The 25085-nt window shown below is 65.7% G+C and carries 28 protein-coding genes and 1 pseudogene; 6 read left to right on the forward strand and 23 right to left on the reverse strand.

Going from position 1 to position 25085, the window contains the following annotated elements:
- Nucleotides 1–150 precede the first annotated feature (150 nt).
- Nucleotides 151–408: a hypothetical protein gene (locus VGV06_17820; protein ID HEV2057003.1), complete on the forward strand. Its 258-nt coding sequence runs from the start codon at nt 151–153 to the stop codon at nt 406–408.
- A 283-nt stretch (nt 409–691) separates the two neighbouring features.
- Here the strand turns inward: VGV06_17820 and VGV06_17825 are convergent, their stop codons facing one another.
- The 6 genes from VGV06_17825 to VGV06_17850 all read right to left on the reverse strand — a co-directional run bounded on the left by VGV06_17825 (nt 692) and on the right by VGV06_17850 (nt 6717).
- Nucleotides 692–1537, reverse strand: a complete 846-nt coding sequence (locus tag VGV06_17825) for a carbohydrate ABC transporter permease (GenBank protein ID HEV2057004.1) — start codon at nt 1535–1537, stop codon at nt 692–694.
- A gap of 5 nt (nt 1538–1542) precedes the next feature.
- Nucleotides 1543–2481 (reverse strand): sugar ABC transporter permease, encoded by a 939-nt coding sequence (locus VGV06_17830; GenBank protein ID HEV2057005.1) that lies wholly within the window; start codon nt 2479–2481, stop codon nt 1543–1545.
- Nucleotides 2482–2484: 3 nt separating this feature from the next.
- Nucleotides 2485–3783 carry an extracellular solute-binding protein gene (locus tag VGV06_17835; GenBank protein HEV2057006.1) on the reverse strand — a complete coding sequence of 433 codons (1299 nt, stop codon included), beginning with the start codon at nt 3781–3783 and terminating at the stop codon, nt 2485–2487.
- A gap of 211 nt (nt 3784–3994) precedes the next feature.
- On the reverse strand, nt 3995–4231 hold the full coding sequence (locus VGV06_17840) for a type II toxin-antitoxin system prevent-host-death family antitoxin (GenBank protein ID HEV2057007.1): 237 nt from the start codon (nt 4229–4231) through the stop codon (nt 3995–3997).
- A 78-nt stretch (nt 4232–4309) separates the two neighbouring features.
- Nucleotides 4310–5920 (reverse strand): DHA2 family efflux MFS transporter permease subunit, encoded by a 1611-nt coding sequence (locus VGV06_17845; GenBank protein HEV2057008.1) that lies wholly within the window; start codon nt 5918–5920, stop codon nt 4310–4312.
- Entirely contained in the window at nt 5917–6717 is an 801-nt protein-coding gene (locus tag VGV06_17850) for an AraC family transcriptional regulator (protein ID HEV2057009.1), read from the reverse strand. The genes VGV06_17845 and VGV06_17850 overlap by 4 nt, the downstream gene beginning before the upstream one ends.
- A 99-nt stretch (nt 6718–6816) precedes the next feature.
- Here VGV06_17850 and VGV06_17855 point away from each other — a divergent pair, with 99 nt between their 5' ends.
- On the forward strand, nt 6817–7413 hold the full coding sequence (locus VGV06_17855) for a LysE family translocator (protein HEV2057010.1): 597 nt from the start codon (nt 6817–6819) through the stop codon (nt 7411–7413).
- A gap of 77 nt (nt 7414–7490) precedes the next feature.
- On the opposite strand, the gene VGV06_17860 is transcribed toward VGV06_17855, so the two are convergent.
- Both VGV06_17860 and VGV06_17865 read right to left on the reverse strand, forming a co-directional pair.
- Nucleotides 7491–8033 carry a DUF1345 domain-containing protein gene (locus tag VGV06_17860; protein ID HEV2057011.1) on the reverse strand — a complete coding sequence of 181 codons (543 nt, stop codon included), beginning with the start codon at nt 8031–8033 and terminating at the stop codon, nt 7491–7493.
- Nucleotides 8034–8177: 144 nt separating this feature from the next.
- Nucleotides 8178–8759, reverse strand: coding sequence for a Uma2 family endonuclease (locus tag VGV06_17865; GenBank protein HEV2057012.1), 582 nt, complete (start codon nt 8757–8759; stop codon nt 8178–8180).
- A 127-nt stretch (nt 8760–8886) separates the two neighbouring features.
- Between VGV06_17865 and VGV06_17870 the strand changes: the two genes are divergently transcribed.
- From VGV06_17870 to VGV06_17880, 3 genes are all read left to right on the forward strand, one after another.
- Nucleotides 8887–9318, forward strand: coding sequence for an HNH endonuclease signature motif containing protein (locus VGV06_17870; GenBank protein ID HEV2057013.1), 432 nt, complete (start codon nt 8887–8889; stop codon nt 9316–9318).
- 88 nt (nt 9319–9406) lie between these two features.
- Complete coding sequence (locus VGV06_17875) at nt 9407–10219, forward strand: TauD/TfdA family dioxygenase (protein HEV2057014.1); 813 nt, start codon at nt 9407–9409, stop codon at nt 10217–10219.
- 10 nt (nt 10220–10229) lie between these two features.
- A complete protein-coding gene (locus VGV06_17880; GenBank protein ID HEV2057015.1) occupies nt 10230–10802 on the forward strand; it encodes a superoxide dismutase family protein in 573 nt (190 codons plus the stop codon).
- A 142-nt stretch (nt 10803–10944) separates the two neighbouring features.
- Here the strand turns inward: VGV06_17880 and VGV06_17885 are convergent.
- The 5 genes and pseudogenes from VGV06_17885 to VGV06_17905 all read right to left on the reverse strand — a co-directional run bounded on the left by VGV06_17885 (nt 10945) and on the right by VGV06_17905 (nt 13703).
- Nucleotides 10945–11361: pseudogene (locus VGV06_17885) on the reverse strand (DNA topoisomerase VI).
- 43 nt (nt 11362–11404) lie between these two features.
- The gene (locus VGV06_17890; protein ID HEV2057016.1) at nt 11405–11752 is read right to left on the reverse strand and encodes a helix-turn-helix transcriptional regulator; all 348 of its coding nucleotides are present in this window, start codon (nt 11750–11752) and stop codon (nt 11405–11407) included.
- Nucleotides 11752–12000 (reverse strand): type II toxin-antitoxin system RelE/ParE family toxin, encoded by a 249-nt coding sequence (locus tag VGV06_17895; protein ID HEV2057017.1) that lies wholly within the window; start codon nt 11998–12000, stop codon nt 11752–11754. The genes VGV06_17890 and VGV06_17895 overlap by 1 nt, the downstream gene beginning before the upstream one ends.
- 126 nt (nt 12001–12126) lie before the next feature.
- Nucleotides 12127–12396 carry a hypothetical protein gene (locus VGV06_17900; protein ID HEV2057018.1) on the reverse strand — a complete coding sequence of 90 codons (270 nt, stop codon included), beginning with the start codon at nt 12394–12396 and terminating at the stop codon, nt 12127–12129.
- A 68-nt stretch (nt 12397–12464) separates the two neighbouring features.
- The gene (locus VGV06_17905; GenBank protein ID HEV2057019.1) at nt 12465–13703 is read right to left on the reverse strand and encodes an MFS transporter; all 1239 of its coding nucleotides are present in this window, start codon (nt 13701–13703) and stop codon (nt 12465–12467) included.
- A 57-nt stretch (nt 13704–13760) separates the two neighbouring features.
- Between VGV06_17905 and VGV06_17910 the strand changes: the two genes are divergently transcribed.
- Nucleotides 13761–14642: an LLM class flavin-dependent oxidoreductase gene (locus tag VGV06_17910; protein HEV2057020.1), complete on the forward strand. Its 882-nt coding sequence runs from the start codon at nt 13761–13763 to the stop codon at nt 14640–14642.
- Between the two features lie 561 nt (nt 14643–15203).
- Here VGV06_17910 and VGV06_17915 read toward each other — a convergent pair.
- The 10 genes from VGV06_17915 to VGV06_17960 form a co-directional block, all read right to left on the reverse strand.
- The gene (locus tag VGV06_17915) at nt 15204–15938 is read right to left on the reverse strand and encodes a formylglycine-generating enzyme family protein (GenBank protein HEV2057021.1); all 735 of its coding nucleotides are present in this window, start codon (nt 15936–15938) and stop codon (nt 15204–15206) included.
- A 136-nt stretch (nt 15939–16074) separates the two neighbouring features.
- The gene (locus VGV06_17920) at nt 16075–17055 is read right to left on the reverse strand and encodes an ABC transporter substrate-binding protein (GenBank protein HEV2057022.1); all 981 of its coding nucleotides are present in this window, start codon (nt 17053–17055) and stop codon (nt 16075–16077) included.
- Nucleotides 17052–17669 carry a TlpA disulfide reductase family protein gene (locus VGV06_17925; GenBank protein ID HEV2057023.1) on the reverse strand — a complete coding sequence of 206 codons (618 nt, stop codon included), beginning with the start codon at nt 17667–17669 and terminating at the stop codon, nt 17052–17054. The genes VGV06_17920 and VGV06_17925 overlap by 4 nt, the downstream gene beginning before the upstream one ends.
- 2 nt (nt 17670–17671) lie before the next feature.
- Nucleotides 17672–18235: a redoxin domain-containing protein gene (locus tag VGV06_17930; GenBank protein ID HEV2057024.1), complete on the reverse strand. Its 564-nt coding sequence runs from the start codon at nt 18233–18235 to the stop codon at nt 17672–17674.
- 52 nt (nt 18236–18287) lie between these two features.
- On the reverse strand, nt 18288–18884 hold the full coding sequence (locus tag VGV06_17935) for a redoxin domain-containing protein (GenBank protein HEV2057025.1): 597 nt from the start codon (nt 18882–18884) through the stop codon (nt 18288–18290).
- 439 nt (nt 18885–19323) lie between these two features.
- Entirely contained in the window at nt 19324–20154 is an 831-nt protein-coding gene (locus VGV06_17940) for a carbohydrate ABC transporter permease (protein ID HEV2057026.1), read from the reverse strand.
- A 79-nt stretch (nt 20155–20233) separates the two neighbouring features.
- The gene (locus VGV06_17945; protein ID HEV2057027.1) at nt 20234–21268 is read right to left on the reverse strand and encodes a sugar ABC transporter permease; all 1035 of its coding nucleotides are present in this window, start codon (nt 21266–21268) and stop codon (nt 20234–20236) included.
- 62 nt (nt 21269–21330) lie between these two features.
- Nucleotides 21331–22629 carry a substrate-binding domain-containing protein gene (locus tag VGV06_17950; GenBank protein ID HEV2057028.1) on the reverse strand — a complete coding sequence of 433 codons (1299 nt, stop codon included), beginning with the start codon at nt 22627–22629 and terminating at the stop codon, nt 21331–21333.
- Between the two features lie 276 nt (nt 22630–22905).
- On the reverse strand, nt 22906–24246 hold the full coding sequence (locus tag VGV06_17955) for a M20/M25/M40 family metallo-hydrolase (protein HEV2057029.1): 1341 nt from the start codon (nt 24244–24246) through the stop codon (nt 22906–22908).
- Nucleotides 24243–24995 carry an alpha/beta fold hydrolase gene (locus VGV06_17960; protein ID HEV2057030.1) on the reverse strand — a complete coding sequence of 251 codons (753 nt, stop codon included), beginning with the start codon at nt 24993–24995 and terminating at the stop codon, nt 24243–24245. The genes VGV06_17955 and VGV06_17960 overlap by 4 nt, the downstream gene beginning before the upstream one ends.
- Between the last annotated feature and the right edge of the window lie 90 nt (nt 24996–25085).

Here is a 25085-nt window from a genome sequence, read left to right on the forward strand (position 1 = left end):
CGCTACTCTAACTCACGGCGCTGACGTCTTCACGCAGAACGTAATCTGCCATACTCGGACGCGCGGCCCAGCCAGCCGGCTTCACCGAGCGCCCGCCTTCTCACGCTCAAGTTGGTGCAAACTGGTGCACACTGATGTAGCATGACCGACATGGCTGACATGGAGAGATCTGTTCGCCAAAGCGTGTCAATCCCCACCGGTATTGCCAGGCGGGTGCGCGCCTTGGCCAAGACTCGGAAGACAAGCGCCAATCGCGTACTCGTAGATCTGATCGAGGCCGGCCTTCAGTCCAAGGAAGCCGAGAAGGAACGCTTCTTTTCGCTCGTGAATCGACTTACTCAATCTAGGGACTCTGCTGAGCGGCAGCGGCTGAAGGAAGAACTCGCGCGGATGACATTCGGTGATTGATGCCGAAGATTCGGTGGACCGATCTTCCACCAGTTCTCCGCCAGCATCTCTTCGATCGGGTCGCGGATCGCCAGATATCCCCTGAAGATCTCTACAAGCTCAAACTGTGGCGCGAAACTGAGCCAGAGGCGCCTGACGGGCCTTGGTATAAGGACTTCGGATCATTCAAGATCTGTGGCGAAGGCGAGTTCCCCAAGACATTTCTCTTGAAGGGGCAAGCTGCAAAAGGGAAGGCATTGTAGACCGCTCCGGCGCCCGAGCGACCCGGGGCCCTCCTGCCGCGTTAGCCCTTGACGGCCCCAGCGGTAAGCCCCGCGACGTAGTACTTCACGAAGAACGAATAGATGAGCGCAACAGGAATAGAGCCCAGGAGCGCGCCGGCCATCAGCTGGCCCCAGTAGAAGGCGTCGCCGCGGATCAGCTCGCCCACGACGCCGATCGGTATGGTGCGCACGCTCGACTTGCTGAGGAAAAGGAGCGCGTAGAGGAACTCGTTCTGTGACAGCGTGAAGGCGAAGATGCCGGCGGACAGGAAGCCGGGCAAGCAAAGGGGAAGGATGATCCTTGTCATGGCGCGCCAGCGGCTGGCGCCGTCGATCATGGCCTGCTCTTCCAATTCCTTCGGCACCGTCTTGAAGTAGCCCATCAAGAGCCACGCGATGAAGGGCACGAGTAGCGTCGGATAGGTCAGCATGACGGCGGTGAGCGTATTGCCCAGGTGCATCCGGCCGATGAGATCGGCCATGGGCACGAACAGGAGTGTCTGGGGAATCAGGTAGGTGACGGCCACGGCAATGGCCAGCAGCGCGCCGCCGCGAAACCGCATGCGCGCGAGCGGGTAGGCCAGCATGGCCCCGAGCAGGAGCGAGATGGCGGTGGCGATCGCGGCCACCAGCATCGTGTTGGCGACCCAGACCAGGAAGTTGGTCTCGCGGAGGAGATCGATGTAGTGGACCAGCGACGGGTGCTTGATGGCCAGCGGCATGGCCTTGGGGTCGTACAGCTCGGCGTTGGTCTTGAGCGACGTGGCCGCCATCCAGGTGAACGGGAAGAGCGCCACCACCAGGAACCCCGCCAGCGGCAGCCAGAGACCCAGGAGCCGTTTCTGCCAGGTCAGCTCGCCGACCATCTAGATCAGTCCTTGCGCACGAAGAGGGTGAGCGCCACGAGCAGGAGCCCCAGCACCGGCACCATGCTGAGCGCCACCGCGGAGCCGAGCCCCATCTGCCCCGCGCCCATGCTGAGGCTGTAGGCGTAGGTGGCCATCAGGTGCGTGGAGTTGGCGGGGCCGCCGCCGGTGAGCACGTAGACCAGCTGGAAGTCGAAGAAGGTGATGACGATCGAGAACACGGTGACGATGAGGATCACGGGCATGAGCGACGGCAGCGTGACGTAGCGGAAGCGGCCCCAGGTGCCGGCGCCGTCGATGGTCGCCGACTCGTGCAGGTCGACGGGAATGGTCTGCAGGCCCGCGAGGATCGAAATGCCGAAGAACGGCAGGCCGCGCCACGTGTTGACCATGATGATCGAGATCATGGCCATGGTCGGGTTGCCGAGCCAGGAGGGCCCCGTCGTCGCGAGCCCGCTCACCACCAGCAGGCGGTTGAAGAGGCCCATGCCGGGGTCGAGGATCCACTGCCACGCCACGGTGCTGAGCACCGTGGGCACGATGAACGGGAGGAGCAGCGCGGCGCGCGTGACGGACTTCATCTTGAAGCTCTGGTTCATCACGAGCGCCATGGCGAGCCCGCCGGAGGCCTTGAAAATTGTCGCGACCCCGGTGAAGATGATCGTGTTTCTGACCGCCTGCCAGAAGATCGGGTCGTTATAAAGTTTGACGAAATTGCCGAAGCCCACGAACGAGGCGGCGCGGGCCACCTCCTTGTGGAAGAAGCTCAGGTACACGCCGTAGATGAACGGGTAGCCGAGGAAGGCCAGCAGGAACAGCAGGGGCGGCGTGAGCATGAGCCAGGAGAACACGGACTCGCGCTCCATGAACGCGCCGAGCCGGAACGGCCGGTGGGCGGGCGCCGACAGGGCGCCCGCCCGCGAGGCCTCGAGGATCTTGCTCAATGCCTACCCGTAGATGGTCTTGATCTGCGACACGGCCTCCGCGATGGCGGTCTTGGTCGGCGTGCCCGTGATGGCCTTGGTGAACATGTCGATCACGATCCAGCGGTTGATCACCTCCCCGTGCTGGCGGTTGGCGGGCGCCGGCCACGACGTGAGCTTGCCGGTCTCCAGCACCTTCTGGAACGGCTTGACGCGCGGCTCGATGTCCCACTCGGGCGCCTTGTCGAAGCCGTGCAGGTACGGGGCGAAATACATATCGCCCGAGGCGATCCATGGGCGGAACTGCTTCGGGTCCATGGTCCAGCGCATGAAATCCTTGGCTGCCTGCGGGTCTTTGCTGTAGGCGAACACGCCGTGCGTCACGGGCACGAGCGCGTGGTAGCGCTGGCCGGTGGGTCCCTTGGGATTGAGGCCGTGGTCGATCACCTTGCCCATCTCCGGCAGGTCGCGCTTGGCCGAGACCATGATGCTGTAGGCGTTGTTGGTGCATGAGATCTGGCTGGTCAGGAAGGCCTTGTTGTTGGCCGGGTCCAGCCACCCGATGCAGTCTTCGATGCAGGCTTTCTTGTACAGCTCTTTCACGTACTCCACGGCCTTCGCGGTCTCGCTGCTGTCGAGCGCGACCTTCTTGCCGTCCTTGTCCATGACCGTCACGCCGTAGGACCACAGGAGCGGGTAGAGCCAGGAGTAGTTGTCGGCAAAGCCGTGACCCATGGACATCCCGAACGGATGGCCCTTGGCCTTGAGCTTGGTGCCGACTTCCAGGAACTCGTCCCAGGTATCGGGGAATTTATTGGCCCCGACCTCGTCGAACCAATCCCTCCGGTAGTTCATCACCTGGCCGATGTTGGCCTGGGGCACGGACTTCCACTTGCCCTTGTCGATGGACAGGCGCTTGATCTCGTCGTACCAACCGCCCTGCTGCTTGCCTACTTCTTCGGCAATGTCGGACACGTCCACCAGGGCGTCGCGGTAGAGCCACTCCTGCTGAGTCCAGGCCAGGTCGGCGCCGTTCTTGTTCTCGACCATCGAGACCAGCTGGGGCACCGCGCTGCCGCCGGCGGCCTGGATCTGGTACTCGATCTTGATGCCGGTGGCCTTTTCGTAGGCAGGCGCCATCACGTTCTGGAAGTGCACGTCGAAGTTCTTCACGTAGGAGCTTTCGCGCGCGAACGTGATCTGAAGCGGCTTGGCCTGGGCGTTGCGGGAGATGAAGGGCCCCGCGGCAACGCCTGCGGCCCCGGCGGCGGCATATTTCAGGAAATCACGACGAGTGGCCTTCGACTGTGCGGGCTTTGCCATGCATTTTCCCCTTATGTGTGACGTGGATGGCCCCTAGGTGACGCTGGCGATGATCCTGCCCCGAGACGGGGGCGTCGTCAAGGGCCGTGTGAGTGGTGCAAACGGGGGGTCTGGGGCCGGCGCCAGCCTTCTCCAGGCGGGGTAGAGGGGGCCGAGCAGCCCCGCTCGGTATGCCGCCCGCCGCTCGAGAAGCCGCGACGGAACGCGCCTCCTAGCGACGATCAGCGCGGTCGTCGGCAACGGTCGTGGAGAGCGGAGGATCGAAGACCGGCATCTTCCGGCGGAACGCGGCGAGGTTCGGAACGCCCTTGCCGCGCGCGCGATCGGGTGGCACAAGCCTCGCCACGGGACGCCCCCGCTCCGTGATGAGGACCTCGCGCCCCTTCCGGACCTCGTCCAGAAGCGCCGAGAGGTTCTGGAGGGCCTCGCGGACTCCAACGGTGCGCATGGCCTCAGTCTGTTACATGTAGCACTCGGCGTCAACCTTCCGCAGCCTCGCGTCCCGCCTGGATCGACTAGCCAGAGCTCAGTCGGCCGGGGCGGGTAGTCCGGGGTCGCGCGCGCCCGATTCGCCCTCCTCCGCGCCGCGCCGACCTCGCGCCCCCTGGCCGGAGCGAATCCGCCGCATGAAGGGGATCAGGAGCAGGACGGAGGAGTAGACGGCGAGGAGAAGCCAGAAGTCATCGGCATACGACAGGATGTGCGCTTGCGTCACCGTCTCGCGGTACAGCATGGCCATGGCCTGCCGATTGGCGGTGAACGTGTCGGCGCCATGGTTCACGAAGTGGTCGGTCCACGTGCGTAGCCGCGCCGCCGTCTCGAAGCTCCACTGGTCGACGTGGCTCGTCAGCGTGGCCTGGTGGACCTGGCTCCGTCGCGCCAGGAGCGTCGTCACCAGCGCAACACCCATGCTTCCGCCGATATTGCGGGCGACATTGTAGGCGGCCGTCGAATTGCCCAGCCGCTCCGTCGGGATGGTGGCGAGGGTCAGGGCCTGGAGCGGCACGAAGATGAAGCCCTGGGAAAACCCCTGGACGAAGCGCGGCCAGGCGAGGTTCCAGAAATCGATGGTGGGAGTAACGCGGGTCATGAAGAAGAGAGACACCACGGCCAGCGTGCAGCCCCCGGCCAGCATGAGGCGCTGGTCCATGCGCGACACGAGGCGTCCCGAGATCATGAGCGCGATCATGGTGCCGAGCCCACCCGGGGCCAGGGTGAGCCCCGCCGTCCACGCGTCATACCCGAGGATCGTCTGCGTGTAGAGCGCCAGGAGGAGCATGCTCGAGTTGAATCCCAGACCCACCAGGAAGATGGCCAGCGTGCCGAGGCCGAAGTTGCGGTCCCCGAAGACGGTGAGGTCCAAGATGGGCTCGGCGGCCATGAGCTCCCGGACCACGAAGCCGGCCAGCATGCACGCGGCGAGCACCGCGCACATCAGGACCAGCGTGGAGTCGAACCAGTCGTTCCGCTCACCGAGGTCGAGGACGAGTTGGAGGCAGCCAAAACCCACGACCATGAGGACGATGCCGGCCACGTCGACGCGGCGCGGCCGGCGGTGAAACGGCGCGTCGAACAGGAACGCGCTGACCATCATGAAGGCGAGGATGCCGATGGGCAGGTTGATGTAGAAGATCCAGCGCCACGACCAGTTGTCCACGATGAGGCCGCCCACCGTCGGGCCGAGGATGGGCGCCAGCATGATGCCGGTGCCCCACACCGCCATGGCGGTGCCCCGCTCCTCGAGCGGGAAGATCTCCCACATCACGGCCTGGGCCATGGGGACGATGGGTCCGCCGCCGAGACCCTGCAAGATGCGCATGAGAATGAGGAACTCGAGATTGGGCGCGATGCCGGAGAGGAACGAGCTGGCGGTGAAGGTGACCGTGCAGATGAGAAAGAATCGACGCCGACCGAAAACAGCCGTCAGCCAACCGCTGGCCGGGATCACCACCGCGTTGGCGGCCAGGTACGAGGTGATGACCCACGACATCTCATCGATGCTGGCGGAGAATGACCCCTGCATGTGGGGGAGCGCGACGTTGGTGATGCTGGTGTCGAGCACCTGCATGACCGTGACGAGCATCACGGAGAAGGTGATGGCCCACTTGTGCTCGGAGCCGAGGGGCGCGTCGCTCACGGCGTCTCGCAGCGCCCCCGGACCGGCGGGCGGTTAGCTTCTAGCGCGCGGTAGCGCGCCGGGGTGACGCCGAAGGCGTGCTTGAACATCCGCGAGAGATGCGCCTGGTCGGCGAAGCCGGCGGCGAGCGCCACGTCGGCCAGCGATCGGTTCCGGCGCAGCTGCGCCCGTGCCCGGTCGAGACGCCGCATCAGGGAATAGCGATATGGGCTGGTGCCGAATGCCGAGCGGAACTGCCGAGCGAGGTCGTATCGCGTCAGCCCCGTGACCTCCTCCAGCTCGGACGACCGGATCACGCGGGTCGTCTCCGCGCCGAGGAACTTTCGTGCTCGTGCGACCGCGCTGCCGTCGAGGTGGATCGGCCTGGCACCCCCACGGCACGACGGATCGGCGTCGAGGAGCGCCTCGGCCAGACTGAGGATCAGGTCGTCGGTCGCCAACGGCTCCGGGCCGAGCCGGAACGCCGCCTCGATCGTGGACGCCAGGGTCTGGTTCACGGTCACCGGTTCGCGCACGAAGGGCAGTGCGCAGGGACGCCCGCAGATGGCGCGAGCGGCCTCGTGGATGAGCGCCGGCGCGACGTAGACGATGCGATAGCCGAAGCCGTCCGGCGAGCCGGCGCGGCCGTCGTGCGTCTCGTCGGGGTGCAGCACGACGACCTTGCCGGGCGTGCTAATTTGGGCCACGCCGCGATAGTCGAAGGCCTGCACGCCGGCGTCGGTCAGGCCGATGGCATAGGTGTCATGGCGATGCGTGTCGAAGCCACGTCCGCCGAACCAGGCCTGGAGCAGCTGCACGCCGTCCGAGAGGTCGCGGCTGTGTATCCAGTCCGACCGCCTTATCCCGCACGATCGTTCAAGACCGGCCCAGTCGGATCCCCGTAGCATTCCGACATCATGACATCGGAACAGGAAGTCGCGTTCCTCCTCTTTGCGGTTGCCGCCGCGGGCACGCCGGGGCCGAGCAACCTCCTGCTGACGGCTACGGGCGCCAATGTCGGCGTCGTGCGCGGGCTGCCCTGCCTGCTCGGGGTCACCATCGGCATGGGGTTGATGATGTTCGTCGTGGCGTTCGGGCTGGGCAGCGTTGTCCTCACCAATCACACAGTGTTGCGGGCGCTCAACTGGATTGGCGCCGCCTTTCTGCTGTGGCTGGCCTGGAAGATCGCGACAGCGGGTCGCGGCGGCGCGGCAGCCGGGAAAAAGCCGGTCGGCTTTATCGGCGCGGCGGCGTTCCAGTGGATCAACCCGAAGTCCTGGCTGGTCTGCGCCAGTGCCGCGGGCGCCTACCTCAACGCCGGGTCCGGCAGCGCCCTCGCGCAGGCTATGGCGTTCGGCGCCTTGTTCATCCTGGCGTCCCTGCCCTGTTGCTTCGTGTGGCTCGCCTTCGGCGCCACCACGCAGCGATTCCTGCGCACCGACCGCGCCCGGCGGACGTTCAATATCGCCATGGGGGTGCTCCTGGCCGGATCAGTCGTCCTGGTCGTGCGGTAGCGAGAACGCGGCGCGCTAGTCCAGCCAGTCATCCTCTTTGAGCTTCCTGCGCAGGAAGGTCTTGGTCAGGGGCCGCCTCACATCGCACTGGCGGCGATGTTCACCGTAAGGGCGAGGAGCGCGACGTTGAAAAAGAAAGATACGACACCGTGAGCGGCGACGGTCCGGCGGATCTTCTTGGTCGTGATGCCCACGTCCGCGACTTGGGCGGTCATACCTATGACCAACGCGAAGTAGACGAAGTCCCAGTAGTCCGGCTCTTTCTCACCCCCGGGGAACGCCAGCCCAGGGACACCGCTCTGATCATAAAACTCGTGGGCATAGTGCAGCGCGAACATCGTGTGGATGAGAGCCCAAGACAGCCCAATCGTGATGATCGCGAGGACGAGATCTATCGACTGCCGCTGTGCCGCACCGACCGCGGATGTACCGAGCAACGCGACTATGGCAAGGAGGCTCGCCAGCGCCGTGGCGACAGTCAGGACCAGGATGACGATCGCTCCCTCGTCCTGGGCCGCGGCGCGGCGGCGAATCTGGTGCACATCGGCCCGCGCCATCATCTCGATGGCGAGTACTACGTAGAGCCCGATGCCGATGTCCCAGCCGACCAGGCCACGCATCACCGGTCTCCAATTGGTCAGTGCGATGAGCGCCCCGATGGCCGCCATGCCAACCACGGAAGATGTGAATAGTCTCGGTCGGGCCCGAATGATCCGCCACACCCAGGGTGGTCGGCGAGTTCTCCGATTGCGGGTTGGCATCTCTTACGGCAGGAGATCGGCGACGCTGATGGCCGCCGCCAGCGCGGCGAGCGGCGTGACGGTGGCGTCGGCGCCCAGCGTTTCGATCGCCAAGTAGCCCCAGTTCCGCCGTGCCGGGCCAGGGCGCGCCGGCTCGCGATAGACTTCCAGGACCCGGTCGCTGAGATTGAGTATCCAGTAGTCCGCGATTCCCGCGCGGGCATATGCCGCGGCTTTTCGGCCGCGGGCGAGGGGCAAGCCCGACTGCGCGACCTCGACGATGAGCGCCGGGCGAGTCGGATGCGCGGCGGCGTAGTCGCGCGGCGAGCCCCGAACGACGCAGACATCCGGCTCGGGCTCGGACCGGTCGTCGAGAATGATCGGACTCTGAGTCTGAACGAACCAGCCCTCTCCAAATCCGCGCTCCAGCGCCTTCGCGGTCAGAAGGACCGCCGTCCGGCGCGGGCTGTGCTGGGGCTCCTTGACGAGCAGCAAGCCGTCGAGCAGCTCGACCGAGTCGTCCTCGTCGAGGAGGCCGTGATCGATCAATTGCCCGTACTCGTGGCGGGACCACCGATGCAGACCGGGACGCTCCGCTTGCTTCATGGCGTTGAGTGACTCCGATGTTATCCGGGATCTCCGGCATGCGTCAATGTATGCGGGTTGATACACCAAAAGTCGGCATCCCGCGCATTCCGGCGCCTGGCGTGCGACGCGAGCCGGGTGGTGGCGAGTGCTCCACCATCGGGACCGCGGCTGCCGTTTCCCCGGCTGCGGCGTGAGCAATGGCCAGGGGCATCATCTCCGCCACTGGGCGCAAGGTGGCTCGACGACGCTCTCGAACCTCGCGCTCCTCTGCCGCCGGCATCACCGGGCGGTGCACGAGGAGGGCTACCAGGTCGCTCGCGGTCCCGACGGGACTCTTCGATTCCGGCGGCCGGACGGCCGCCCGCTGCCTGAGGTGCCGCCGCCTGCTGCCGTGCCCGGTGATCCCGTCAGGGCTCTCCGGGCGTGTCAGGACTCGCAGGGCCTTCGTCTCAAAGCGCGGACGGGGTGTGCTGGCTGGCTCGGGGAACGCCTGAATCTGGGTTGGGCGATCGACGTCCTGCACCGACGGGCCGCAACAACCGTCCTGACGGCCGGGCCACCGTCAACCCTTAAGTAGGTGCAGGATGCTACAAGATTCTCTCGATCTGCGGTACCTTCGGGGCCTGGCCGGCTGGGCCGATGTGAGACCGCGTGGAGGACGCGCCATGGCACACCTACGGATCACCCCGCTCCATCCCTCGCTGGGCGCCGAGGTCGCCGGCGTCGACCTCAGCGTGCCGATCGCCGAGCCGACCCGGCACGAGCTGTCCCGCGCGCTGGCCGACCACCTGGCGCTCGTGTTTCGCGGCCAGGCCCTGACGCCGGCCCAGTATCTCGCGGCCGCTTCCGCGTTCGGGCCGCCGATGGAGCAGCACTATTCGCAGCACAACATGCCCGACTTCCCCCTGATCGGGCTGATCTGGCATCGCAACGGCCAGCAGCCCGCTGAGAAGTGGCACACCGACCACACCAACCGCGAGTGTCCACCGGCCGCCACCATCCTGTACGGGGTCGAGATCCCATCTGCCGGCGGCGGCACCAGCGTGGCGAGCATGCGCGCGGCCTATCTCGCCCTGCCCGAGGACGAGCGCCGGCGCCTCGAGTCGCTGACGACGTTCAACGGGCTGGACGGGCACCCCGACACGCGCCAGGAGGATCGGGACAAGTACGGCCGGTCCATCGAGCATCCGATGGTGCGCACGCATCCCGTACACGGATCGAGGGCGGTGTACTTCCACATTTCCAAGGCCACCCACATCAGCGGCATGACGCCCGAGGCGAGCCGGACCTACATGAGCGCGCTGCTCGACCGGATGATCCGGCCGGAGATCGTCTATCACCACGTCTGGCGCAAGGGCGACCTGTTGGTCATCGACGACCGCGCGACGATGCATCGCGCTCACGGCGACTACGACCGCAGCCAGAGCCGGGTGCTTTGGCGGATCATCGTCGAGGGCGATCGCCCTCGGCTGGTCTGACCGGACCCCCATGCGAGTGGACCGGATCTCCGAGGAAGGAAGAGTTGGGCGCGCCGCGTGGACCATCGCGCTCACGTTTGCCCTGACCTCGTGCAGCCTGCCCTATATCCCTGGCGTGACCTCGCCGCCTCCCGCTGCCGGCGTGACTCTCAGGGATGCCACCGGCCGCGTGGTAGGGAGCGCCGTGCTCCTGCAGGAAAGCGACGGCGTCCGTATTCTGCTCGATCTTAAGGATTTCAAGCCCGGAACCAAGGCCGTCCACATCCACGCAGTGGGGCGATGCGATCCGCCGTCGTTCGAGTCCGCCGGGCCTCACTTCAACCCGAGCAAGGCCGAGCACGGCTCAGCGAACCCGAAAGGGCCTCACGCGGGCGATCTCCCCAACATCACCGTGGACGCCACGGGCCGGGGCCATCTCGAGGTCACCAATTCTCGAGTGACCGTCGAATCGGGACCGACCTCCCTGGTCGGTGCCAATGGAAGTGCCCTGGTCGTGCACGAAGGCCCGGACGACATGCGCACCGATCCGGCCGGGAACAGCGGCGCTCGCGTAGCCTGCGGGGTTGTAGTTCGCGGCGGATAGGAGCTACAGAACTTTCCCAGCGAATGACCGACACGAGCCTCCGGCATGACGGCGATCGAGCAGGACAATAGCGGCACGAGCGACCCGCTATTGTCCCGGCGGAATGCCCGTCGACTGCCACGACACGAACTGGATCCCGGCGCTAGTCCAACCAGTCTTCCTCTTTGAGCTCTCGGGGCAGGTAGGTCGTGGTCAGGTAGCGGAAGTCCTTGTTGGCGAGGGCGTCGAGCTCGTACTTGACCCCGCTCGCGAGCATCCGCTTGATCTCTTCCTGCCAGGGCTTCTTCTGAAACCAGCGGTACTTGAGCAGCTCCTTGGCCCGGCTGATGTCCTTGTCGTTGAGCTTGATGCCGACGTTGCGCGGGAGGCCGTAGGCGTCGGGATCGGCGCTCGAGAGGCCGATGAACTTGGCCTTCGGAATGGCCATCCGCTCGCTCTCGAACGCGAGGTTGATCGATCCCTGCTTGACGACCGAGTAGATGTAGTAGCCCAAGGGGTCGTTGTCGACGAGGACGTAGACGGGAATCTTGTATTCCTCGTGCAGGCGCCGCGCCAGGCGCCGGACGCCGCGGGGTACTGATCGGGCGGCACCACGAGATCAGCTAGGAACGCCTCCGTTTCGGCCCTCGTGTCGCTGAGCGCTCGATGTCCCGGAACTGGTCGATCCGGACTGTGCCCTCTGGGAATACCGCACGGATCTCCAGGTCGCCACCCATCGCCCTGATTGCGGTTTGCAACGTACTGACATACATGTCGGTGCGGCGCTCCATCCGCGACACTGCAGCCTGTTCGACTCCGAGCGCCTTCGCGAGCTGCTCCTGTGTCAGCTTGCGAGCCGAACGCAGCTCGTCGAGTGGCATGTCGCGGATCAGGGCGTCGGCCTTCTCGGCGGCGCGCTGCTGCGCCTGAGGTGACATCTTCTCACGCAGCGTTCGAAACGGCTTGGCCATCATCGATCCTCCTGGCGGCGCGGGTCGAAAGCGAACAGGATACGGTACGGTCGCACCGCGTGCTGCACGATCAACTCCTTCATGTTGGCGTGCCGCGAGCCGTCGATCATCCCCACGTGAGGACGACGAAGCGCGGAGCCGCGCTGTTCGAGCACACGTACGACCGCGTCAATGTCTTCCTGCTCCGCCTCGGTGAGTCCTTCCCACCAGGTGTTGAACTGGTCCGTGTACTCGACTTCCAACTCCATAGGGTGAATATTACTCCGATGGAATACACTGTCAAGGGATTTGGCACACCCGCTGGCAAGAACGATAGATCGCCGTCCCGCTAAGACCTGCCCCCGCTCCGCAAACCGCAACAAGGACGTCTGTCGTCATCGCGTGACGTCGCGGAATGCCGACAGGGCGGGATCGGCAGCGATGCGGCCGGCCGAGAGGCTCGTGAGCGCAGCGCGCACCAAGGTGAGGTCCCGCGCGGCCCACGCCAGACCGAGCGCTACCCGCAGCTCCGCCGGCGTCAGCAGGACAGCCTGATCCGCGCGGAGGCATTCGAGAGCCCGCGGGCCGACGAACGCCCGGTGAAGCGACAGACATAGGTCGCGTGCCTGGGAGGTCGCCAGCACGGCCCGTTCAGCGGGGGTCATTCCTCGAAGAGGTTCGGCATGCTCACCTCGGGGGAGCGTAACACGGCAAGCGATAAGAGAACGGTCGATCAGGCTGGCTTCGAGGGCGCGGAGACCTTGACGCTGAGCGCCCGGCCGGCCGACAGCACGGCCAGCGCGGATAGGATCGCCAGCCCGATGAGAATCGGCCGGTAGCCTCCCCACGCCAGGTAGGCGAGGCCGATGCTCAGCGGCGCGACGGCGCGGGCCAGCGTGGACGCCACCGACAGCGCGCCCGCGATGGCGCCGTAGTGGGTGCGGCCCCACAGCTCGGCGACGATCGACGCCCGCACGAGGGTGGCCATGCCGTTGCTGATTCCGAAGCAGATCACGAAGGCGAAGAGACCGACGATGCCCGGCACGCCCCACAAGATGAGGAAGGCCAGGCTCTGGCACGCGAGGATCATCATCGTCACCGCGCGCGCCGACAGACGCGTGCGCAGCGGCGCGAACACCAGCCGGCCGACGACCTGCATCGCGCCTACCAGGCCGATCACGGTCGCCGCGAAGGTCGGCTTGTAGCCCCACTCGATCAGCATGGGGACGGAGTGCAGGCTGATGCCCGCGTGCGCGAACGATTGGATCAGGAATGCGAGCGCCAGGAACCAGAAGGTGGCAGTCCGGAGCGCCGCCCGGGCGTTGAGGTCAGGCGACTTGCCGTCTCCACGCCCAGCGGTGGCCGCGCGCGCGGGTAGGCCCTCGTCAACCGGGCCGCCGCGCAGCAGGAAGGCGTGCATCGGGATCGTCGTTACTCCGAGGATGGCCGCCAGCACCAGCACCGCCTGCCGCCATCCGAGCGAGGCGGCCAGCAAGCTCGCGATGGGATTGAAGATCGTGCTGGCGAGGCCGGCCGCGAGCGTCAGGATGGTGAAGCCACGCTCGCGATCGTGCACGAACCACTTGGCGAGGACGGCGAACGCCGGCTCGTACAGCACGGCCGCCATCGTCACGCCGACGGCCGCCCAGATGAGGTACAGGGCCGGCAGGCTCTCGACGCGCGCCCAGGCCACCAGGAGCGCGACGCCCGCGCACGAGCCGAGCGTCATCATGAGGCGGGCGCCGCCGCGATCGACCCACCGCCCGACGGGGACGGCGAAGATAGCGGACACGAGCAGCGCGATGGAGAAGGCCGCCGTGCTCTCGGCGCGCGACAAGCCCATCTCCTGCTCCATCGGGGCCAGGAGGATGCCGAAGGCGTAGTAGAGGATGCCCCACGAGATCGTCTCGGTCACGGACAGGGTCGAGACGATGACCCAGCGGTAGCTTGGCGCGGTCGAATCGTCTCGCATCGTCGGGCGATCGTGCCAGAACGGATGGGAGACGTCAAACTGCGCTAGAATCGCTCCATGAAGATCCGCATTGGGGTGGGGGCCGCGGGAGCATCCTCGACGCCGGAGGCGCTGGCCGAGCTCGTCACGGCGATCGATGATCTCGGGTTCGACTCGCTCTGGCTCTCGGAGGTGCTGACCGGGCCGGTGATCGACCCCGTCGTGGGCCTCGCCTGGGCGGCGGCGAGCAATCCGCGGGTGAAGCTCGGGACCACGATGCTCTTGCCGGGGCGCAACGTGCTGCGTCTCGCCAAGCAGCTCGCGAGCCTCGACGTCCTGTGCAGGGGGCGGCTGCTGGTGACGCTGGTTCCCGGACTCACGTACGCGCCGGAGCGCGAGGCCATCGGCGTCGAGCCCAAGCGCCGCGGCGCGTTCATCGACGAGGCGCTGCCGCTCTTACGGCGTCTGTGGGCGGGCGAGACGGTGAGCCACGACGGCCCCGCCGGCAGCTTCCGCGACGTCAAGCTCTCGCCGCTGCCGGTGCAGCAGCCGCTCGAAGTCTGGCTGGGCGGCACGGTGCCCGCCGCGCTTGAACGCTGCGGGCGATTGTCCGACGGCTGGCTGCCGTCGCTGTGCACGCCCGAAGAGGCGGCCGCGGGACGCGTGGTGATCGACGAAGCGGCGGCCAAGGCCGGACGCTCGATCAGTGGCGAGCACTTCGGCGTGAGCATCGGGTACGCTCGCGAGCCCATCGATCCGGCTACCGCGCGCATGATGACCGCCCGCCGTCCCCGAGCCCTCGAGCTCACGCCGGTGGGATTGCCGGCTCTGCGTCAGCTCCTCGAACGCTTCATCGGAGTCGGCTTCTCCAAGTTCGTCGTGCGTCCCGTAACTCCGCCGGCGTCCTGGCGCGCCGAGCTCGAGGCCCTGTCCGCGGCGGTGGGTGACCTCCAGACCTGACGAATCTACATCGGTCCACGAGACACACCAAACCCCCGAGATCTGTTTGATCTCGGGGGTTTTCGCTGGTTGCGGGAGTCCGCAATCACCGAAATCGAACTGCCTGATCTTCGAGGTTGACCTCATCTGAGAGGCTCAACGCCGAGGCCAATGCTCTCTCGCAGCCTTCGGTGTCTGAGAGTTCGCTGGACATTGATGTGGGAATAACTCGGGAATATGGGAATCGGACTGGATTTCCCCGGCAATCTGCTGACCTGGGAAGGGCGCGACCACATCAAGCCGGCCTGAGGTCCGCCGATCCGATCCATGACTCAGCGCACCTTCTACCTGACGACGCCATCTATTGTGTCAACGCCTGCCCCCATCTCGGGCACGCGCGACTATCATGCGCGTAAGTAACATAGCGCCTGTTCTCCGACACGGCGGCCCTGGGGGCCCGTGTCACAGCCGATAGCGAACGCGATGGCGCGACCATTCCGGGCCACGGGGAACATCTCCGGGAGGCCGACCACTCCGTACACCGCGTTGACCGCGCCATCCGGATTCGCTCGGAGCGCTCCACTACGATATTCCGTTCGCACAACGGAACCCGATCACGGTGTTCCGGAGGTCCGGCATAATACTGAGGCGGCTCGTCGTCCGCAGGAGAGACGGCAGGTAGCCCCAGGACCCTCCACGGAGGACCTTCCACGGTCCGGTCTCCGGGCCCCGCGGGTTCCGCCGGGGGCTGCGTTCGTAATAGTCCTTCGCGTACCAGTCGGCGACCCACTCCCACACGTTGCCCGCCATATCGTAAGCTCCGTATGGGCTCACCCCGCTCGGGTACGAGCCGACCGGCGCAGGCTTGTTCCGCTGGCTCTCTTTCGAGTTCGCCCGGCTGGAGTCCCACTGCTCACCCCACGGATACGTCCGTCCATCGTCGCCGCGCGCGGCCTTTTCCCACTCAGCCTCCGTCGGCAACCGCTTCCCGACCCATCGACAATACGCCTCAGCGTCGTGCCAGCTCACGCCCACGACCGGCTGGGAGGCACCATTGAGGTGGCTGTCGCTCCAGAACCGTGGCACCGCACGATTGGTGGCCTCCATGAAGCGCTGGTAGAGCCCGTTGGTGATCTCGTACCTATCGATGTAGTAGGCATCAAGATCGACGCGATGGCGGGGCTTCTCGTCGTCGTTACCGTCGTCGCTCCCCATCCAGAACTCGCCTGCCGGAACCAGCACCATCTCGGCACCATTGTCGGCTCGGACGGCCTGCTCCGCGCCGAAACCTACGGTGGACGCGAAGGCAACCATCATGCACGTCACCCCAGGTGCGATCCTGTTCATCTTCGGGCGATGGGCATGGTCGGACGCCACGTGCAAGAGTCCGATCCGCGGCACCTTTCACACCGGCCGGGGTCGCGCCCACGAGCGCGGAGAGGAACGCAATCGATCATGGAATGAGTCGATCCGCCCGCAGCAGCAATGATTGTGAAATCGTAAGGCCGAGCGTCTTGGCGGTCTTGAGGTTGATGACCAGCTCGAACGTCGTCGGCTGTTCAACAGGCAGATCGGCCGGCTTCGTCCCTTTGAGAATCTTGTCCACCAGGCGGGCAGCCTGGCGGCCCAACTCATAATTGCTCGCAGAATAGCTGGCCAGTCCGGTCCGCTCCACATAGAACGATTCGTCGAACATCGTTGGGATCGCCCGCCTGGGCGCGATCTCCAGAATAAGACCGGGGATGTTCAACGAGAGGTGCCGGGGCGAGAATATTCCGTCCACCTCACCCTTCCGGACCCCGGTGATCGCCGCTCGGGCCTCCTCTTCGGTCCGCACCGGTTTTTCCACGAGCGTGAGGCCGAGGCGGCGCGCGGCGTCGCGGTACACCTCCAGTCTCGAGACAGCGAGTGCGTTTGTCGCGTCGTAGACCAAGAGAACGCGTTTCAGGCCCGGGATGAGCTCGCGAAAGATCTCCATTCGCTTCGGCACGAGCTCGAGCTCGGCGATCCCAGTGATGTTTCCACCGGGGCGCGCGAAGCTCGTCACCAGTCCTGCTCCTACCGGGTCGCTCCCGCCCACGAAGACGATCGGGATCCGATTCGTCGCCATCTGGGCGGCCTTCGCCTCATTGCCTCCTCCACTCGCGACAATGATATCCACCCCGCGGCGGACGAGGGCACGGGCTGCCTCGGGTAGCTCGGCGACGTTGCCCTGTGTGAAGCGCACTCCGATCACGAAGGTCTCGTTCTCGCGGTATCCAAGATCCTGAAGGCCGTCGCGGAGCCCGACGATGGCCGGCGTCGGTCCCCATGACTCCGTCAGTGCTCCGATCTTGACCAGGCGAGGCGCTTGCGCGTCGGTCGCGCGCGCCATCGGCCCTGCGAGCGTGAGCACGATTCCGAGCACAAGCAGAACGCCGCGGCCTGCCGTCATCGGGGGGCCGGACCTGGGGCCGGCTCGGCCAGCAGCGCCGCGATAAGCGCGCGGGCCGGCGCACTCTCCCACTGGCGAGGTCCGATGGCCAAGGCGATGGCGCGTCCATCCCGGCCGACGACGAACGTCGTCGGAAGCCCAATGACACCGTACAGGGCATTGATCTTGCCGTCCCGATCAAGCACGAGTGGGAACGTCAGGCCCAGCTCCTTGGCATAGCGCCTGACAGCCTCCTTGCTCTCCCGGGTATTGACCCCGATGATGGCGAGTCCCCGCGACGAGAACTCGCGCTGGAGCCGCTCCAGCGCGGGCATCTCTACCCGACATTCGAGACACCAGCTCGCCCAGAAGGTCAGAACAATGACCGTCCCTCGGTACTCCGTCATCGACAGTTGCCGGGCGTCGAGCGTGCTGCCACTGAACTGGGGAGGCGCCGTGCGGGAGGTATAGCCACGGAGGTCGAGGGTCTTGAGAAGAGATCCCAGCGCCGGCTCGTCGGCGCTCGCGGCACCGGCCAGGACAGCAATGAGCAGCCCGAACGCGAGCAGCCCTGCCCGGGCGGTGAGCCAGGCGGGCGGCCATGCGTCCATCGCCGCCGGGCGACTCGGCGTCATGGTCAGCGCTTGGCGAGCACCTCTCGGATATCCCGCAGGAGGGTGTCGCTATACACAACCGTCGTCCCGCCGTTCTCGATGATCCACTTCTTGCGGATGATGCCCTGCGGATCAATCAGAAAAAGCGACCTGTGCGCCAACATATTTTTCTCATTGAAGACCCCGTAACTGCGCATGAGCTTCCGGTCGGGGAAGTCGCTGAGCAGCGGGTACGGCAGCTTCAGCGATTCGGCGAACGTCTGCTGCGAGAAGGTCAGGTTAGCGCTGGCGGCGAGGTTCTGGATGCCCAGGTCTTCGAAGCTCTTATAGCTGGCCTTCCTGGCCAACAGGTTCGCCGCTCACGTCGGAACGAAGTCGGCGCCGTAGAACTCGAGGAGAACCCACTTCTTCCCCCGAAAGTCGCTCAGCGAGATGTCGGATCCAGTGGTGCTCGCCAGCGTGAAGGCGGGCGCCGGCTCGCCCACCTCCACCGCCCTCGCCGGCCCTGGACCGACGGCGACCACGGTCAGTCCCAGTACCGTTGCCAGCAGCACGACCCCAAACGTTCGGCTCACGAAGTGCACCATGTCGGCATCCTCCCCCGCGAAAGTGTCAGTGTTCGTTCTTGGACGGTGCGTCCTACTGCTTCCCAGTCATCGCGCGCGCAACCTTGAGTATGTCCTCGCTGGGGAAAATGGCGTTGTTCGCGATCAACCACTTCCCCCGGACGATCCCCTGCTGATCCACCAGGAAGAACGCCCGCCGTGCAGCCGTATTCGGTCGATGCTCGACCACCACACCGCTGTCCTTCAAGGGGCCAATCTGGTCGGGCCAAAGGACGCCGTAATTCCGGATAACCTGGAGGTCCGGAGAGTCGCTGAGGAGCGGGTACGGGAGCTGAAGCGACTCCGCGAACGTCTGTTGTGCGAAGGTGTGGTCAGCGCTGATCCCGAGAATCTGGACGTTTAAATCCCGGAACCTGCCATAGTCGACCTTCCTGGTCGACAGGTTCGCCGCTCACGTTGGGGACTCGCCGACGTAGAACTCGATAAGAACCAGCTTGTTGCCGCGGAACTGGCTCAGGCTGATCTTCTCCCCCGTCGTGCCGGGGAGCGTAAAGTCCGGCGCCTTCTCCCCGACCTCCAGGGCTGTGGTCACGCTGACTCCTACGAGCACGCCGGCCAGCAGCACGCCCAACAGCAACCAGCTTCTCACGAGCTTCGGCAGCCTGCTCATGTGTCGATCTCCTGGCCGTCAAGGTACACCATCTGCCCTGGCTCCACCTGACTTGCTCGTTCGAATTAGGAACTCTAATGCTCCCGCTCAGAAAGCTCAGCAGTCTTCGGCCCGCCGAGCGGAGTGAGCGACAAGGACGTGGCGCACGCCGTCCCGCCGTTCAAGAACCACTTGAGACCTGAACGGGTCAATGCTGGTCGTGTTCGGTCATTGCGGGGGCCCGCAATCACCGACATCGACCTGCCTGACCTTCGGGGTTGATCTCGACTAGGGAAGTGCCGCGGGCGGCGCAGCTCAAGGTCTTGGCCGGGCCACCCATGACGTCTGCTCAGGTCATCGAGGGAATCCTGATCAACCACGTCAACGAGCATCTGGGGAGCATCAAGGCCACCACCGGCGCCAAGCAGCCGATGCGGTGTTGCGGACCGTCGGCTCGGAGCTAGCCCTTGACCGAGCCGGCGGTCAGGCCCTCCACCAGATACTTCTGGAAGAAGAGGACGAGGAGCACGGCGGGGAGCGCGCCCAGGAAGCCGGAGGCGGCGATCACCGAGTAGTCGATATTGATCTGCCCGTTCATCCCCGCGATGACCGGCGGGAGTGTCGTCGTCCCCGGCTTGGTGTTCAGCACCTGGGCGACGATGAACTCGTTCCAGCACAGCATGAAGGTGAAGGCGCCTCCCGCCACGAGACCCGGGCCCGACACGGGCAGCACTACGTACAGGTAGGCCTGGAGGCGATTGCAGCCGTCGACCAGGGCGCTCTTGTCGAGCTCGGCCGGCACCGTCTCGAAGTAGGCCTTCATGATCCACACGGTAAAGGGCAGCGTGAAGGAGCAATAGGCCACGATGAGCCCGGTCAGCGTGTTCTGGAGGCCCAGGGCCCGCAGCATCAGGAAGAACGCCGGGATCAAGACCACGGTCGGCAGCATCCGCGTGAAGAGGAGCGCGAAGAGCGAGAGCGTCTTCAGCGGGAATCGGTAGCGGGCATAGGCATAGCCCGCCGTGGTGCCGATCACCAAGTTGAGCGCGGTGACGAGTGAGGCCACGACCAGGCTGTTCAGCATGGAGGGCAGGATCTTGGCGGCCTGACCTTCGGCATGGAACCGGACCAGCCCGAAGATCATCTTGTAGTTGTCCAGCGTCACCTCGGGCGGAATGAAGGACAGAGGCCGGGCCATGAGGTTGCGCTGGTAGGAGATGCTGGTGACGAAGAGCCAGACGAAGGGGCCGATGAGCCAGACGGCCACCGCCAGGATCAGCCCATACAGCACGAGCCGGCTGCCCGCGGAGCGCCTTCGATAACTCCCGCCCCGGTATCCGCGGGCCACGGATGCTGTCGTCGCCATCCCGTCAGCTCTCCGGTTCGAAGCGGGCGAGGAGCAGCCGCTGGTAGACGAAGGTGAGGAGCAGGCAGAGGGCGGTCAGCGTATACAGGATGGCGGTGCCCGGACCGAACTTGAAGAACGTGAACGTCGTCTGGAAGCCGAGCCACGAGACGGTCGTCGTGTCGTGTCCGGGGCCGCCCATGGTCAGCACGTAGATCAGGTCGAGCATCAGGAACCCGTTCACCGTGGCCAGGACCAGGACCAGGAACACGATGGGCCGGAGCGCAGGCAGGGTGACGTAGCGGAAGCGCTGCCAGTACCCCGCCCCGTCCACCTCCGCCGCGCTGTACAGATCCTCCTGGACGGATTGCATGCCCGCCAGGAAGAGCAGGGTGGCAAAGGGGGCCTGGTTCCACATGTAGACCGAGACGAGGACATTGAGGGCGCTGAAGCCGTCCTTGAAGAAAGAGATAGAGCCGTCGATCAGACCGAGGTTCGAGAGCAGACCATTCAGCGCTCCGAATTCGAAGTCGAGGATGCCGACCCAGAGGAGCCCGACGACGACACGAGAGAGAGACCAAGGAACAAGGAGAAGGCTCCGCATGAGCGGACGCCCGGTGAACCGCTCCTGCAGCACCAGCGCCATGCCCATGCCGATGACGGTGGCCTCGAGCACGAAGGCCCCGACGAAGTAGAGGGTGCGCCAGAGCGAGCTCCAGTAGAGCGGATCGTGGAGGATCTTGACGTAGTTCTGAAGCCCGATCCAGCGGAAGAGCGGCACGCGGACCCCGAAGAGCTCAATGGCCGGGCCGGTGGTCCGGAGCAGGTTGACGTCGGTGAAGGAGAGCCACAGCGAGTACAGGAGCGGGAACAAGACGACGAGGAAGATTCCGAGGAGCGCGGGCAGGACGAGGAGAAAGGCGAACCATCGCTCCGAGAGACGGATCGATGGCAGGTGGAGCCCGGGCGCCATGGTCTGGCTCGGGATCCGGTGCGGGATAGTCGAGCGATTCGGCTCGGTGGTCACGGGATGGGAGTCCGCGCCAGTCGGGCCCCTCACTTTACCCTCTCCCCCGATGGGGGAGAGGGAATCAGAGGACCGCCCGGCGCCTGAGAGATTCCCTACGCGAGAGACTTCTGGAGCGCCGTGAGGTCCTTCAGGCCCTTGGGAACGGTGGTGACGCCGCGGATGATGTTTTGGACCGTGGCCACGGCTTTCGTATCGTATTCCCCGTACCACGGCTCCTTGTAGGCCGCGATGACCTTGCCCTTCTTGTACTGCTCGCGGAGGAGCTTGAGGTCTATCCATCGGTCGTAGGACTGGATGATCTCGGCATGGTCGTACATCTCGGGGTATGGGTTATCGAGCCCCGAGATCAGGCACCACTGGCGCTGGACGTACCAGTCGCCGTGCAGGTTGCCGCCGAGGAACCGCGTGAGCTTCCACGCGTCCTCGAGCACCTTGGTCTTGGCGTTCACCACGTAGGAGTCGGTCCACATGTAGCTGCTGCCATTGCCGGGGTACATCGCCATCTTGGCTTTCTTCGGGGCGAGCTTCGAGTTCTCAGGCTCCCCGGCGATGGTCTTGAGGTAGTAGGAGTGATTCGTGTGATAGGCGTACCGACCTGTCCAGAAGAGCCGGTGGGTATCCGTCGACGAGGTCTTGGTCAGCACTTCGGGATTCACGAGCTCCGCCTTGTAGAGCTTCTGCCAGCGCTCCATGGCCCGCGCCGCCCCCGGCTCCTGGTCGACGATGACCCGGTTCTTCGCGTCGAAGACCTGGGCGCCCTCCGAGAAGCAGTCGCTCATGAACTGCGGCATGGTTCCGGACGGACTATTGTTCCAGTTGGGCAAGAAGGGCGTGTCGCTGACCTTGTCCTTCTTGAGCTTCGTGCAGTGTTCGACCAGCTCGTCCCAGCTCTTCGCGGGGGCCTTGATGCCCGCCTGCTGGAGCATGGGCTCGTTGTAGATCAGGATGAAGAGACTGGTGAAGTACGGCAGGCCGAGGAGCTTGGTGCCGTCCTTGTTCTTGAGGCTGTCGAGATTCGCTGGGGTCATCTTCTTCTTGAGCTCGTCTGCCCCGGGTAGATCGTCGACGGCCCGGATCAGGCCGTTCTCGTACCAGCGCTCCCGGTTATTGTGATTGCAGTACATGACGTCGACGACTTCGCCCGCCAGCGCGCGGGTCTCCATGGTCGGGTGGTACTGCGCCCACGGGATGGCCTCGTAGTTCACCTGGCCATGGAACTTCTGGTTGTAGTAGTTGACGTAGTCCTTGACCGTGTCGGGCTTGAACACCCACCCCGAGAAGCTGATCGGCTTGTCCGCGTGGGCGGGGGCGCGCAGACCGTCGGCAAGCACCGCCGACGCGCCGAGCAGGCCCGAGGTCTTGAGGAAGGTCCGCCGACTGATGGTCTTCATGAGTCGTCTCTCCTCTGGGTTGGCCCATAGGAAACATTAACGCCAGTTCGCATCACGCGGCCCCATGCAGAGGGCATCCAGGACCCCCTGAAAGACCCCAGCGTCGTCGAGCCGCCGGCCCCGGAGCCCTCCCTGGAGCCGAGACCGCCCGGCTCCGATCCGACTCCTGCGGCGATCCTGCCCCCGGGACCGGGGCGTCGTCAAGGGCCGCATGAGCGGCTAGCTTTCGAGGACCGGCTATCGAAGTGGCTCCCTTTGGCGTCTGGGCGTCAGGGACTACCCGAGGAACAGCTCGCAGGTGTCGAGCCAGGCCTGGGTGGTGAGGGCCAGCGATTCCACATCGACACGCTCGTCGTTGCCGTGGAAACGGCTGGACATCGCCTCCGCCGTCAGGGTCCGCGAGAACAGGCCGAAGCCGTAGGCGACAGCGCCATGCTCGCGGAAGTAGGGCGCGTCCGTGAACCCGACGATCATGCGCGGCAAGAGCTTCGCGCCCTGGTAGTGCCCGTCGACAACTCGACCCAGCACGTCCCAGAGCGGTGTCCCCGTGGGCGACACGGACGCCTGCTTGGAGAAGAGCTTCTCGACGGCCACCTCTTCCGACAGGTCGCCGAGGGCCTTGTCGATGTGCCGGCGCACCTCGTCCTCGTTGTCGCCTGGGATAGTCCGGATGTCCACCTCGATGTCGACGATGTCGGGGATGACGTTGGTCTTCACGCCGGCGCGGCACATATTCGGCGAGAAAGTCGTGTGCGTGGCCGACCACGCGAACTTGGCCATGGCCGGGGAGAGCTTGGCGATGGTCTCGTCCACGCGAGAGGGATCGACCAGGGCGGCCTTCACAGCCGGGTCGAGGCTGAGCGAGGCGACGAAGGCGGTCCAGAGATCATCCACGTACGGCGCCGGCCGGTAGTCCGCCAGGCGGCTGACCACGTGCGCGGCCTTGACGAGCGCGTTGTCCGCGCCGTACGGCATCGAGCCGTGTCCCGGCGTGCCCTTGACGCGCAGCCGGCGCCAGGCCACGCCCTTCTCGCCGACGTGCACAGTCACGTTCAGCTGGTCGCCGTGCGAGCTGACGGTCCCGCCATTCTCGGTCAACAGGTAATCCGCCCGGAGCGCATCCCAGTGCCGCTTGCACACGTGCCCGGCGCCGAGCGCGCCGCCGGCCTCCTCGTCGGCGCACGCCAGGTAGACCAGCGTGCCCCGGGGCCGCCACCCGCGCCGGGCCAGCGCCTTCAGCGCGACGGCCTGGGAGGCGGTGAGGTTCAGCATGTCGACCGCGCCGCGACCCCACACCTCGCCGTTCACCAGCTCGCCCCCGAAGGGATCGCGCGTCCAGGTCGCGGGCGTCACGGGCACGACGTCGGTGTGCCCCATCAGGCAGAGGGTGGGCGCGGCCGGATCAGTCCCCTCGATGCGGGCGACGAGACTGGTGCGGCCCGGCGCTCCGTCGGGCTCGTAGACCTCGATGTCGAGGCCGCTGCCCTCGAGATAAGCGCGCAGCACGTCGCTGGTGCGCACCTCCTGGCCGGATGCGACAGAGCCGTCGTTCACGCACTGATTACGGATCATCTGCTGCAGCAGCTCGACGGTCTGGCCGCTTAGGGCGTCGTTCATGTCTTGGGCGTGTGCCGGGTCAGGAAGTCGGTGACCCGGCGGATCGACTCGGCCAGGTGCTCCGGGCCGCGCCAGTCCTTCTGGATCTCGAGATTGGGGGCCAGGCGGGCGATCTCGGCGCTGGTCTCGGCCGGGTGCGGCTTGTCGGTGCCGGGCTGGAGCAGGAGCGGCGTGGTGCAGCGGCGGACGAACTCGCGGCTCACCGAGAAGACGAACTCTCCGCCGAACATGTTGTGACCGAACTTCTGAATGATGTCCTCGCTTAGCGTGGGATCGCGCGCCAGCATGGTCTTGGCGAAGTTGCGCACACCATCGTCCCAGGTGTCCCGGTTCTCGTGCATGCCGATCGGGTTCTGGAGCACCGCGGCGGTGACTCGCTCAGGCGCCAGCTCGCACAGCGTCAGGCAGTAGGTGCCCCCGATGCAGCCGCCCATGACATGGAAGCGGCGATGGCCGAGATGATCCATCAACGCCAGGTGATCACCGGCGTACGTGTGCCATCCGTGGGTCGCCGTCACCGCCCCCCGCGAATTGCCCGCGTTGCGCTGATCCATGCCGATCACGGTGAACCGGCCCGCCAGATCGACCATGGGATTCATCCACGGCGGCGGGGCATCGGGATTACCCGGGCTGTGACGCCAGAACTCGAGCTGCGAGCGCAGGCCGCCCGGCGCAAAGAGCAGCAGCGGATAGCCCGACCCGTGGACTTCGTAGTGGATCTCGGCATCAGGGCGCGTGAATAACGGCATCGTCATCCTCCCGGCGTGTGGTGACCGCGATTGCCGTGCCACGATAGCACCGTTTGGAGGCCTCTTCTCTCGGTTAGAATCCCCTGGGGG

The organism is Candidatus Methylomirabilota bacterium (assembly GCA_035936835.1).
GTDB lineage: Bacteria > Methylomirabilota > Methylomirabilia > Rokubacteriales > CSP1-6 > AR37.

Coding starts and splice junctions, on each gene's coding strand:
- VGV06_17860 (HEV2057011.1), bottom strand. CDS start 8,033: ATGCGTGGCCTGGTCGGCTGGGACATCGGCATCGGGCTCTACGTAGTA.
- VGV06_17955 (HEV2057029.1), bottom strand. CDS start 24,246: ATGAACGACGCCCTAAGCGGCCAGACCGTCGAGCTGCTGCAGCAGATG.
- VGV06_17890 (HEV2057016.1), bottom strand. CDS start 11,752: ATGGCCAAGCCGTTTCGAACGCTGCGTGAGAAGATGTCACCTCAGGCG.
- VGV06_17900 (HEV2057018.1), bottom strand. CDS start 12,396: ATGACCCCCGCTGAACGGGCCGTGCTGGCGACCTCCCAGGCACGCGAC.
- VGV06_17875 (HEV2057014.1), top strand. CDS start 9,407: ATGGCACACCTACGGATCACCCCGCTCCATCCCTCGCTGGGCGCCGAG.
- VGV06_17820 (HEV2057003.1), top strand. CDS start 151: ATGGCTGACATGGAGAGATCTGTTCGCCAAAGCGTGTCAATCCCCACC.
- VGV06_17855 (HEV2057010.1), top strand. CDS start 6,817: ATGACATCGGAACAGGAAGTCGCGTTCCTCCTCTTTGCGGTTGCCGCC.
- VGV06_17905 (HEV2057019.1), bottom strand. CDS start 13,703: ATGCGAGACGATTCGACCGCGCCAAGCTACCGCTGGGTCATCGTCTCG.
- VGV06_17925 (HEV2057023.1), bottom strand. CDS start 17,669: ATGACGCCGAGTCGCCCGGCGGCGATGGACGCATGGCCGCCCGCCTGG.
- VGV06_17835 (HEV2057006.1), bottom strand. CDS start 3,783: ATGGCAAAGCCCGCACAGTCGAAGGCCACTCGTCGTGATTTCCTGAAA.
- VGV06_17880 (HEV2057015.1), top strand. CDS start 10,230: ATGCGAGTGGACCGGATCTCCGAGGAAGGAAGAGTTGGGCGCGCCGCG.
- VGV06_17960 (HEV2057030.1), bottom strand. CDS start 24,995: ATGCCGTTATTCACGCGCCCTGATGCCGAGATCCACTACGAAGTCCAC.
- VGV06_17920 (HEV2057022.1), bottom strand. CDS start 17,055: ATGACGGCAGGCCGCGGCGTTCTGCTTGTGCTCGGAATCGTGCTCACG.
- VGV06_17895 (HEV2057017.1), bottom strand. CDS start 12,000: ATGGAGTTGGAAGTCGAGTACACGGACCAGTTCAACACCTGGTGGGAA.
- VGV06_17910 (HEV2057020.1), top strand. CDS start 13,761: ATGAAGATCCGCATTGGGGTGGGGGCCGCGGGAGCATCCTCGACGCCG.
- VGV06_17825 (HEV2057004.1), bottom strand. CDS start 1,537: ATGGTCGGCGAGCTGACCTGGCAGAAACGGCTCCTGGGTCTCTGGCTG.
- VGV06_17950 (HEV2057028.1), bottom strand. CDS start 22,629: ATGAAGACCATCAGTCGGCGGACCTTCCTCAAGACCTCGGGCCTGCTC.
- VGV06_17865 (HEV2057012.1), bottom strand. CDS start 8,759: ATGAAGCAAGCGGAGCGTCCCGGTCTGCATCGGTGGTCCCGCCACGAG.
- VGV06_17840 (HEV2057007.1), bottom strand. CDS start 4,231: ATGCGCACCGTTGGAGTCCGCGAGGCCCTCCAGAACCTCTCGGCGCTT.
- VGV06_17915 (HEV2057021.1), bottom strand. CDS start 15,938: ATGATGGTTGCCTTCGCGTCCACCGTAGGTTTCGGCGCGGAGCAGGCC.